14 protein-coding genes are annotated in these 10,519 nt (G+C 69.6%); 10 read left to right on the plus strand and 4 right to left on the minus strand.

The window, feature by feature from the left end; all coding sequences use genetic code 11:
* The 4 genes from I73_RS29310 to I73_RS31095 form a co-directional block, all read right to left on the minus strand.
* Positions 1-358 (minus strand): PilW family protein (locus tag I73_RS29310; protein ID WP_159105910.1); only part of this gene is annotated, 358 nt, incomplete at its 3' end.
* A 20-nt stretch (positions 359-378) separates the two neighbouring features.
* Positions 379-927, minus strand: coding sequence for a type IV pilus modification protein PilV (pilV, locus tag I73_RS29315; RefSeq protein WP_022982236.1), 549 nt, complete (start codon positions 925-927; stop codon positions 379-381).
* Positions 928-932: 5 nt separating this feature from the next.
* Positions 933-1,511 carry a GspH/FimT family pseudopilin gene (locus I73_RS31090; protein ID WP_051049299.1) on the minus strand — a complete coding sequence of 193 codons (579 nt, stop codon included), beginning with the start codon at positions 1,509-1,511 and terminating at the stop codon, positions 933-935.
* 2 nt (positions 1,512-1,513) lie between these two features.
* Positions 1,514-2,098, minus strand: coding sequence for a GspH/FimT family pseudopilin (locus I73_RS31095; RefSeq protein ID WP_083876933.1), 585 nt, complete (start codon positions 2,096-2,098; stop codon positions 1,514-1,516).
* 155 nt (positions 2,099-2,253) lie between these two features.
* On the opposite strand from I73_RS31095, the gene ribD reads away from it, so the two are divergent.
* From ribD to tolA, 10 genes are all read left to right on the plus strand, one after another.
* Positions 2,254-3,402: a bifunctional diaminohydroxyphosphoribosylaminopyrimidine deaminase/5-amino-6-(5-phosphoribosylamino)uracil reductase RibD gene (ribD, locus tag I73_RS19970; protein WP_022982239.1), complete on the plus strand. Its 1,149-nt coding sequence runs from the start codon at positions 2,254-2,256 to the stop codon at positions 3,400-3,402.
* 21 nt (positions 3,403-3,423) lie between these two features.
* Positions 3,424-4,524, plus strand: coding sequence for a bifunctional 3,4-dihydroxy-2-butanone-4-phosphate synthase/GTP cyclohydrolase II (gene ribBA, locus I73_RS19975; protein ID WP_022982240.1), 1,101 nt, complete (start codon positions 3,424-3,426; stop codon positions 4,522-4,524).
* A 16-nt stretch (positions 4,525-4,540) separates the two neighbouring features.
* Positions 4,541-5,005, plus strand: a complete 465-nt coding sequence (gene ribH, locus I73_RS19980) for a 6,7-dimethyl-8-ribityllumazine synthase (RefSeq protein WP_022982241.1) — start codon at positions 4,541-4,543, stop codon at positions 5,003-5,005.
* The gene (nusB, locus tag I73_RS19985; protein ID WP_022982242.1) at positions 5,002-5,484 is read left to right on the plus strand and encodes a transcription antitermination factor NusB; all 483 of its coding nucleotides are present in this window, start codon (positions 5,002-5,004) and stop codon (positions 5,482-5,484) included. Before ribH ends, nusB begins: the two co-directional genes overlap by 4 nt.
* Before the next feature lie 58 nt (positions 5,485-5,542).
* Positions 5,543-6,727 carry a pyridoxal phosphate-dependent aminotransferase gene (locus I73_RS19990; protein ID WP_022982243.1) on the plus strand — a complete coding sequence of 395 codons (1,185 nt, stop codon included), beginning with the start codon at positions 5,543-5,545 and terminating at the stop codon, positions 6,725-6,727.
* Positions 6,728-6,798: 71 nt separating this feature from the next.
* Complete coding sequence (locus I73_RS29330) at positions 6,799-7,845, plus strand: serine/threonine-protein kinase (protein WP_083876934.1); 1,047 nt, start codon at positions 6,799-6,801, stop codon at positions 7,843-7,845.
* Positions 7,846-7,905: 60 nt separating this feature from the next.
* Positions 7,906-8,322, plus strand: a complete 417-nt coding sequence (ybgC, locus tag I73_RS20000; protein ID WP_022982245.1) for a tol-pal system-associated acyl-CoA thioesterase — start codon at positions 7,906-7,908, stop codon at positions 8,320-8,322.
* A complete protein-coding gene (gene tolQ / locus I73_RS20005) occupies positions 8,319-9,005 on the plus strand; it encodes a protein TolQ (RefSeq protein WP_022982246.1) in 687 nt (228 codons plus the stop codon). Before ybgC ends, tolQ begins: the two co-directional genes overlap by 4 nt.
* 15 nt (positions 9,006-9,020) lie before the next feature.
* Entirely contained in the window at positions 9,021-9,449 is a 429-nt protein-coding gene (locus I73_RS20010; RefSeq protein WP_022982247.1) for a biopolymer transporter ExbD, read from the plus strand.
* Positions 9,450-9,453: 4 nt separating this feature from the next.
* A partial coding sequence (gene tolA, locus I73_RS29335) for a cell envelope integrity protein TolA (RefSeq protein WP_022982248.1) occupies positions 9,454-10,519 on the plus strand: 1,066 nt, incomplete at its 3' end.

Here is a 10,519-nt window from a genome sequence, read left to right on the forward strand (position 1 = left end):
CATGGCTGCCGCTGGTGCCGCAGCTCAGGGTGCCGATGGGCTGCTTCATGTCGGCGAAGTCGGCATCACAGCCCCGCACCCAGTCGCTGGTGGACGCGTGTAGNNTGAAGCCGGAGCCGGCCCCAGCGGGCCCGCCGATGGGGGCGCTGTAGGCCGCCGCATTGACCTGGCTGCGCAGCACGCCCATGGCCGCGCTGGCGTCCTCGGTGATCTGGGACAGGGCCCGGCCGACACCGGTCGTGCGGCTGGCGGCGAGGTAGCCCGAGTACATCGCCGCCAGGACGACCAGGCCGATGGCCATGGCCACCATGAGTTCGACCAGGGTGAAGCCGCGCGGGCCGCGGCTGGGAAACGGCATCGTCATCGGCGGTGCCCCCCTCACAAGCCCACACGGAAATGCATGCAGCGGGGGCTGCCCGTCCCGGAGAACTTCGGAGGACAGCCATCCTTGCCCGCGACATTCGTCGCGTTACCCACCCCCGTGGCGGCCGCCGAGTCCGCATCGGTCTCTCGCCAGATCACCCAGACGTCGAACAGGGTGTAGTCCCCGTTGGCGCTGACATAGCCCGTGCCGCTGGGCAGTGCCCTGAACAAGGTTGCCTGCCACTCGGCCACATCGACAGCCGCCAGTTCGGCCTGGGTGCAGGCGTTGATATCCGCACAGGTGGCGGCCACCGGCATGCCCGTGGCCAGGGTGGTCGGCGTGAGCTGCGCATACACGGCGCCGGCCGTCGACCCGAAGTTGGACCGCATGCGGTCGGCCAGGTCCGTGGCCAGCAGGGTCGCTACGGAGCGGAATTCGGACGTCTTGCCGAAGCGGATCGAGGTGCTCAACAGCCCCGCCATCGCCAACATGCCCAGAGACACCACCAGAATGGCCACCAGCACCTCGATCAGGGCCACCCCCTGAAGGACTTGACGGCGCATGCGCGTCAACATGACAGGGCACTCCCCTTCTTGATCTGGATCTGACCAGCGACCGTGAGGCAGACATGCTGGACGTTGGCGGTATCAGCGGTGCTGGCCCTGTCGGAGACAGCAGGTGTCAGCGTGAATGCCATCGCCCGGCCTGCCAGGCCGCTGGCCTCGAAGGTCACCGAGCGGGCCCCACCGTCCTCGGCCAGCCCCCCGACGGACGCGGGAACGGCACCAACCTTCAGGACGAGGTCGTTGCCGCCCACGGCGGCATCCCGGTCGGTGTCCACGAACACCAGCCAGCCCGACCCCCAGTCCCCCACGCAGTCGGGCGAAACCGCATCGGGTTGCAAGGTCGAGCAGAAAGTCACCGGCGTGAGCCGCTTGAGCGACTCGGAACGCGCCAGCCGCAGAGCCTGCATGAGCTGATCCGCTCCACCCGCCGTGGACCGCGCCGCGAAGTGGGACTGCATGGACGGAACGGCCACCATGGCCAGGATCACCTCCGCCGCCATGGTCACCAGCAGTTCGACCAGCGTGAGGCCCCGTGGTGGCGCGGTGCATCCGACGCGCAACGGCAAGGTTGGCATCGGCATGCTCAGGCGCAGTCGTCCGCTTCGATCAGCCGAACCCGGCCCGGCTTGTTGACACACACCAGCAGGCTGCCGGCCACGCCCCGGGTGTCCGGCGCTGCGCCCGGCGGCACATACCGGAAATGCGAGGCCGCGTTGGTGGAGAAGCCGAGCGGATGAAAGCTGATGGATCGCAAGGTGGCCGTGACCGAGCCCGCCTGGGCCCGGTGCTGGTGCACCAGCAGCACCGGATCGTCCCCGTCCCGGTCACCACTGCCATCGCGATCGAGATACGCCAGCCAGCCCGCGCTCCAGTCCTTGCCAGAGGGCATGCAATGCGGCAGACCGTCTCCGTCCGGGGATGGCGCCAGGGCACACAGCACGACCACCTCGCCACGCCGGACCGCCTCGGATCGGGCCCGGTGGATGCCCTCCCGGAGCTGGGTGGCCTCGGCCGCCACGGCCTGTCGATGCAGCATGGCCTGCATGGAAGGCACCGCCACCCCCATCAGCACGGCAGCAATGCCGACCACCACCATGGTTTCCAACAGGGTCACGCCCCGCTGCGCACCCCGCCGACCCGGCGCCGATCGCCTCCCGATGTGAACCATGTCCGCCCTCCGCCGGGCCCTGGCGGGCCCCACCTGTTTCACGATGCGATCGATTCTGGGAAGCACCGGGCCGGCCTGTCATTCCCCCCTCGGTGTGCCTACCTTTGGGGGGAGAATCCCCACATCCTGACGATGCCGCTGCTCGTTCCAGCCCCATGCCCGACCACGCTTCCCTCGTATTCACCCCGCAAGACGCCAGCTTCATGGCCCGCGCGCAGGCCCTCTCGGAAGCCGCGGTGGGCTTGACCGAGCCCAATCCCAGGGTGGGTTGCGTCATCACCTCGGGGGACGGCAGCGTGCTGGGGGAAGGCCATACCCAGCCTGCAGGCCAGGCCCATGCGGAGGTGATGGCGCTGAGGGACGCTCACGCGCAGGGCCGTGACGTCCGTGGCGCCACCGCGTATGTCACCCTGGAACCCTGCGCCCACCACGGCCGCACCCCCCCCTGCTGCGACGCCCTGATCGCGGCGGGCGTGGGCCGCGTGGTGGTGGCCGCCGGCGACCCCAACCCCCTGGTCAACGGCCAGGGTCTGGCCCGGCTGCGGGCCGCGGGCATCACGGTGGTGAACAGCCCCGCCGAACACGCCATCGCCGCGGAGGAACTCAACATCGGCTTCTTCCACCGCATGCGCACGGGCCGGGCCTGGGTGCGCTTGAAGGCCGCCGCTTCGCTGGATGGCCGCACCGCCCTGGACAACGGCGTGAGCCAGTGGATCACCGGCCCTGACGCCCGGCGCGATGGCCATGCCTGGCGCCGGCGCGCGGGTGCCCTGCTGACCGGTGTGGGCACGGTGCTGGCCGATGACCCGCGGCTGGATGTGCGGCTGGTGGACACGCCCAGGCAACCCCTGCGCGCCGTGATCGATGCCCGGCTCGACACCCCCCCCTCCGCCCGGCTGTTCGAGGCGGATGGCCCGCTGGTGTTCTACGTCGCCCAGCCCGATCCGGCCCGGCAGGCGGCCATCGCCGAGCGCGGCGCCGAGATCGTGGCGCTGCCCGGCGCGGGCCAGGCCAGCGGCCGGGTGGACCTGGCCGCCGTGATCGCCAATCTTTCCAGCCGCCCCCTCAACGAACTCCACATCGAGGCCGGGCCGCGCCTGAACGGCAGCCTGATCGGGGTCGGTCTGGTGGACGAGTGCCTGATCTACCTGGCGCCCATGCTCCTGGGCCAGGGCCGGGGCATGGCCGCCCTGCCCGTGCTGCAGGCCCTGGAAGGCGCCTGGCGTTATGCATTTCACGATCAGGCCCGCGTCGGCGACGATCTGCGGCTGCTGCTCAGACGCAGAACAGCCACGCCGACCTGACAGCCCGCCTACAATCTGGGGATGCCCATCTCCCCTGTTCCCGAGCTGGTGGCCGAACTGGCCGCCGGTCGCATGGTGATTCTGGTCGACGAAGAAGACCGTGAGAACGAAGGCGACCTGATCCTGGCCGCCGACCATGTCACCCCCGAAGCGATCAACTTCATGGCCAAGTTCGGCCGGGGCTTGATCTGCCTGACGCTCACCCGCGAACGCTGCGAAAAGCTGCACCTGCAGCCCATGACGGTGCGCAACGGCGCCCCGCACGGCACCGCCTTCACCGTGTCCATCGAGGCGGCCGAGGGTGTGACCACCGGCATCTCCGCTGCCGACCGGGCCCGCACCGTGCAGGCTGCCGTGGCGCGCGACGCCAAGGCCAGCGACCTGGTGCAGCCCGGCCACATCTTCCCCCTGCAGGCGCAGGATGGTGGCGTGCTGATGCGCGCCGGTCACACCGAAGCCGGCTGCGACCTGGCGGCCATGGCGGGCCTGACCCCTGCCGCGGTGATCTGCGAGGTGATGAACGACGACGGCACCATGGCCCGTCTGCCGGATCTGCAGCGTTTTGCCGAGGAGCACGGTCTGAAGATCGGCACCATCGCCGACCTGATCCAGTACCGCAGCCGCAACGAGACCCTGGTCACCCGGGTCGGTCAGCGCACCCTGCAGACCGCCCAGGGCAGCTTCGACAGCCATGTGTTCCGCGACCGCTCCGGCGGCGTGCACCTGGCCCTGACCCTGGGCCAATGGGCCCCGGGTGAGGAAGTGCTGGTGCGGGTGCACGAACCCCTGTCCGTGCTGGACATGCTGGACGCCGGCCCCTGCGCCCACTCCTGGCCGCTGCCGCAGGCGCTGGATGCGCTGCAGCGCGCCGGCAAGGGCGTGGCCGTGCTGCTGAACTGCGGCAAGGACAGCGGCGACGCCCTGCTCGACCGCCTGCTGCCCGGCGATGAGCCTCGCGCTCCGCATGCGGTGGACCTGCGCACCTACGGCGTGGGCGCCCAGATCCTGCGCACCGTGGGCGTGAGCCGCATGAAGCTGCTGGCCAGCCCGCGCCGCATGCCCAGCATGACCGGCTACGGCCTGGAAGTGACCGGCTTCGTCCGCCCCGACGACCAACCCTGAGCCTGGAAGAACACCCATGCAAGACGCTGACAAAGGACAGAGCGGTTCGCTGGACGGCCAGGGGCTGACCATCGGGATCGTGCGGGCCCGCTTCAACGACGCCATCACCGGCAAGCTGGCCGAGTGCTGCCTGGCCGAGCTGGCGGCCTGCGGCGTGAGTGCCGAAGACATCCAGCAGGTGACGGTGCCCGGCGCCTTGGAGGTGCCGCTGGCCCTTCAGGCCCTGGCCGACAGCGACGACTATGACGCGCTGATCGCCCTGGGCTGCATCATCCGCGGCGAGACCTACCACTTCGAGCTGGTGTCCAACGAAAGTGGCGCGGGCGTGAGCCGCGTCAGCCTGGACCACCAGATCCCCATTGCCAACGCCATCCTCACGGTCGAGAACGAGGCCCAGGCCTGGGCCCGCACCGAAGAGAAGGGACGCGACGCCGCCCGCGTCGCCATCGAGATGGCCAACCTGCTGAACGAACTGCCGTGAGCGCGACTTCCCCCTCCCCGGCCCGCCCTGCTGCCAAGCGCTCGGCCCCCAAGTCCGCCCGCCGCCGCTCGCGTGAACTGGCCCTGCAGGGCCTGTATGAGTGGCTGATCTCCGGTGCCGAGGCCGGCACCATCGATGCCCACATGCGCGAGCAGGGCGACTTCGAGCGCTCGGACCAGGCTCATTTCGATGCCTTGCTGCACGGCTGCATTGCCGAGGCGGCCGACCTGGACAGTGTGCTGGGCGCCCATGTGGACCGCCCCACCACCGAGCTGTCACCGGTGGAGCACGCTGTGCTGCTGATCGGCGCCTACGAGCTCAAGCACTGCCTGGACGTGCCCTACAAGGTCGCCATCAACGAAGCGGTGGAACTGGCCAAGAGCTTCGGCGGCACCGACGGCCACAAGTACGTCAACGGCGTGCTGGACAAGGCGGCCCTGGTGCTGCGCCCGGCCGAAACCAGCGCCGCGCGGCGCTGAACCGTCCCCTGCTGATCGCTCGCCGGGCGCCTGGCGCCCCGGGGGGCCCCTGTCTGCCATGAAGCTCGCCCGCCGCCTCGACCACATCGCCCCCTTCTACGTCATGGAGTGCGCCAAGGCGGCGGCGGAGATCGCACGCCGGCCCGAGTGCGACCCGGCCCAGGGCGGCACGCCGATGATCTACCTGAACATCGGTGAGCCGGACTTCACCGCGCCGCCGGCCGTGCAGGCCGCCGCCGAGGCCGCCATCCGCGGTGGCCGCACCCAGTACACCGACGCCAATGGCCTGCCGGCCCTGCGCGAGGCGCTGTCCGGCTGGTACCGCCAGCGCTTCGGCCTGGACATCGCCCCCGAACGCTTCGTCATCACGGCCGGTGCCTCCGGCGCGCTGCAACTGGGCAGCCTGGCCCTGTTCGAGCCGGGCGACGAGGTGCTGATGCCCGACCCGGCCTACCCCTGCAACCGGCACTTCGTGGCCGCTGCCGGGGCCACCGCTGTCTCACTGCCGGCCGGCCCGGAACAACGTTTCCAGCTCGATGCCCGCATGGTGGCCGAACACTGGACGCCCGCCACCCGCGGCGTGCTGCTGGCCTCGCCGTCCAACCCGACGGGCACCTCCATCGCCCCGGAGGAACTGGCCGCCATCGTGCGCGAGGTGCGTCAGCGCGGCGGCGTGACGGTGGTGGACGAGATCTACCTGGGTCTGTCCTACGACGAGCGCTACGGCCACAGCGCCCTGGCCCTGGGCGAGGACATCATCTCCGTCAACAGCTTCTCGAAGTACTTCGGCATGACCGGCTGGCGGTTGGGATGGCTGGTGGTGCCCACCGCCCTGGTGCCGGCCCTCGAGAAATTGCAACAGAACCTCTACATCTGTGCCTCGTCGGTGGCCCAGCATGCCGCCCTGGCCTGCTTCGAAGCCGACACGCTGGCGGAATTCGAGCGCCGCCGCCAGGCCTTCCGCGAGCGACGCGACTTCATCGTGCCCGCTCTGAACGCCATGGGGCTGAACGTGCCGGTGATGCCCGACGGCGCCTTCTATGCCTGGGCGGACTGCAGCCGCTACACCGACAGCAGCTGGGATTTCTGCCTGCGCATCATGCGCGAAGCCCACGTGGCACTCACGCCGGGGCGGGATTTCGGGCCCGCCGCCGCGGAGCGGTATCTGCGCCTGTCCTTTGCCAGCAGCCTGGAACAGTTGCAGGAAGCCGCCCGGCGACTCTCACAATTCGTTGCAAGCTGATCCAAGGGAGACCGTTTCCTTTGTGTCAACACCGGGGTGTTTTGCCCCGGAATTGCTTATCCTCCGCCACCATGTCGTGGAATCCGTTCAAGACGCGTCAACGCAGTACCGATAGCGCCTCGTCGGTGTTTCAACGCACGGTCATCGAAGACCGTGGCCGCAGCCAGTTCGACGCCCTGCATGCCTTGCTCCAACAGGAGGAAGCGCCGGGCGAACTGGGCACCGTCGGGCGCTACGAATTGCGCACCGTCCTCGGCGAGGGCGGGCTGGGCACTGTTTACGGCGCCTGGGATCCCCTGCTCTCCCGAAGGGTGGCGGTCAAGATGCTCAAGCGGCAGGTGGTGGACGACGCATCTGCCACGGCTGGCGTGCCTTCGGCCGCCGAGCTCGTTCTCAACGAGGCCCGGGCCGCCGCACGGCTGTCCCACCCCCACATCGTGACGGTCTTCGATGCCGGTGCCTCGCCCCAGGGCATCTACATCGCCATGGAGACGCTGCAGGGCATGGACCTGCGGCAGCTGCTGCGCCAGGGCTGGCGCCCCAACCCGCAGGAGGCCGCCAGCCTGGTGCGTCGCGTGGCCGAAGCCCTGGCCTACGCCCATGGCAAGGGCGTCATCCACTGCGACATCAAGCCAGCCAACATCTTCATGGTGGACCGGCGCATGCCCAAGGTGCTGGACTTCGGCATCGCCCGGCTGGCCCGCGGCGATGGCAGCACCGTGCAGGCGGCTTCCATCGGCTCGCCGCACTACCTGTCGCCCGAGCAGCTGCGCCAGCAGCCGATCGACCGCCGCTGCGATGTCTATTCGCTGGGCATCGTGCTGTTCGAGCTCCTCACCGGCCGTGCCCCCTACACCGGCCGCTCGATGGAAGAAATCACCGACGCGGTGCTCACCGCGCCGCAGCCCGTGGCCTGCCAATGGAACCCGCAGGCACCGGACGGCCTGTCGGCCATCGCGGCCCGGGCCATGGCCCGCAACCCGGATGCCCGCTACCCCTCGGCCCGCCACATGGCCAATGCCTTGCGGGAGTGGAAGCACAGCCAGGATGGCGACCTGGAGGCCACCCAACCCATCCGCCGCGGCCTGTTTGCCTGGCTGCGGGGCGACCGCAGCTGACAGATCTGCAAGGGACGCTGCCGCTGCGTCGCTGCGGTGGGCGTATCATCGCGGCTTCGCATGTCCGACGCCACGACAGCCCCGCTTTTCCGCTTCCCCGTGCGTGTCTACTGGGAAGACACCGATGCCGGCGGGGTGGTGTTCTACGCCAACTACCTCAAGTTCTTCGAGCGCGCCCGCACCGAGTGGCTGCGCGTGGCCGGCATCGGCCAGCAGGACTTGCGTGAGCGCACCGGCGCCCTCTTCGTCGTCGCATCCACCCGATTGCGCTACCTGTCCCCCGCACGGCTCGATGATGCGTTGATGGTCAGTGTGGACCGCGCCCAACCCGGCCGGGCTCGCATGACCGTGTTCCAGCAAGCCTGGCGAGGCGACACCCTGCTGTGCGAAGGCGAGATCGAGATCGCCTGCGTGGACCAGACCGACTTTCGCCCCCGCCGCATCCCTTCCGACGTCCTCTCCCGTCTTTTCCCATGAACCAGGACCTCTCCATCGTCTCCCTGCTCATGCACGCCAGCCTGATCGTGCAGTTGGTGGTCACCGCGCTGCTGCTCATCTCGCTGGCCAGCTGGAGCGTGATCTTCTCGAAGGTGGTCGGCCTGTCCCGCACCCGCAAGCGCGACGGCACCTTCGAGCAGGAGTTCTGGTCCGGCCGCAACCTCAACGAGCTCTACCGCGCTGCCAGCAACAAGCCCGACACCGGCCCGATGGAGCGCCTGTTCGCCAGTGGCATGCGCGAGTTCATGAAGCTGCGTGAGCGCCAGCTCGACGCCGGCAGCCAGCTCGACGGAGCCCGCCGCGCCATGAAGGCCACCCTGCAGCGCGAGCTGGACGCCCTGGAGGGCAGCATCGGCTTCCTGGCCTCGGTGGGCTCGATCAGCCCTTATGTCGGCCTGTTCGGCACGGTGTGGGGGATCATGCACGCCTTCGTCGGCCTGTCCAACCTGCAGCAGGTCACCCTGTCCACCGTGGCCCCGGGCATTGCCGAGGCGCTGGTGGCCACGGCCATCGGCCTGTTCGCAGCCATTCCCGCCGTGCTGGCCTACAACCATTTCGCCCGCACCATCGACCGCATCGCCATCCAGCTCGAGAGCTTCGTCGAGGAGTTCTCCAACATCCTGCAGCGCAATGTCGCCACCCCGGGTGGGGCGGCGCGCTGAGCAAGGAGACTGGACATGCCTGGAGTCGCTCCCCGCGGCGGTGGCCGCCGGCGCCGTTCGATGAATGAGATCAACATGGTCCCGTTCATCGACGTGATGCTGGTGCTGCTCATCATCTTCATGGTCAGCGCCCCGATGATCACCACCGGCGTGGTGGACCTGCCCAGCGTGGGCAAGGCCAAGGCCCGCCCGCAGGGCGTGGTCGAGATCATCGTGCAAAGCGACGACAAGCTGCAGCTGAAGGTCGACAAGGGCGAGGCCCAGACCACGACGCTGAACGCCCTGGCCGACCAGGTGCTGGGCGCCCAGGCGGGCAGCGACAACGTGCCGGTCATCATCTCGGCCGACAAGCAGGTGCGCTACGAGAGCGTGGTGAAGGTGATGGACACCTTGCAGCGGCGCGGCGTCCAACACGTGGGGCTGTCCGTCCGCCAGGGAGGCTGATGCCGTGAGCAGCCCGCTGCAGCCCCTGGCCACGCCACGCGAGGCCCTGCACCCGCCCACCGCGGACAGCCCGCGCACGGGCTGGGTCATGTCCCTGCTGGCCCATGCCCTGCTGGTGCTGGCCCTGACGCTGGGCGTGCAATGGCACACCGCCGATCCCGAAGGAGTGAGCGCAGAGCTGTGGTCCGCCGTGCCGCAGATTGCCGCCGCCCCGCAGGGCCAAACCGACGGCCAACCGACGCCGACGCCGCCCCAGGACTCGGCCGCCCAGGCCGAGCAGGCCCGCCAGGCGCAGGAACAGGCCCAAGAACAGGCCCGTCAGCAACAGCAGCAAGCCGAGGCAGCTGCAGAGCGTGCCGCCGAGCAGAAGGCCGCCAAGGCGGCACAAGCCGCCGCCGAGCAGGCTCAGGAGGAGCGCGAAGCCGAGCTGGCGCGCGAGCGCGATCAGCGTGCCCGGGAGAAGCGCCAGCAGGCCGATCGGGAAGCCCGCGAGAAGGAAAAGGCGGCCCAGGCCAAGGCCGCCGAAGAGAAGGCCGCCAAAGAGGCTGCCAAGGAAAAGGCTGCACGCGAGGCCCAGGCCGCCAAGGAAAAAGCAGACAAGGCGGACAAGGCTGCGAAGGACAAGGCGGCCAAAGAGCAGGCCGCCAAAGAGCAGGCGGACAAGGCCCGCCAGGCCAAGCAGGCCGAGGCCGCCCGCCAGGATCAACTGCGCCGCATGGCCGCCCAGCTGGGCAGCCCCACCGGCGTGGCCGGCGCCAACGGCGCCCAGGGCAGCGCCGGCACGGCCCAGCGCACCTCGGGCCCCTCGGCCAACTATGCGGGCCGCATCAAGGCCTACATCAAGCCCAACATCGTTCAGCTCGACAGCATCGATGGCAACCCGCGGGCGGTGGTGGAGGTGCGCTGCGCGCCGGACGGCACCATCATCGGCCGGCGCTTGACCCACTCCAGCGGCAACCGCGACTGGGACGAGACGGTGCTGCGCGCCATCGACCGCACCGGCAAGCTGCCGCGCGACACGGACGGCACCATCCCGCCGACGATGGAGATGCGGCTTCACGCCGAAGGAC

The sequence above is a fragment of the Ideonella sp. B508-1 genome (assembly GCF_000333615.1).
In the GTDB taxonomy this organism is placed as follows: domain Bacteria; phylum Pseudomonadota; class Gammaproteobacteria; order Burkholderiales; family Burkholderiaceae_C; genus Ideonella.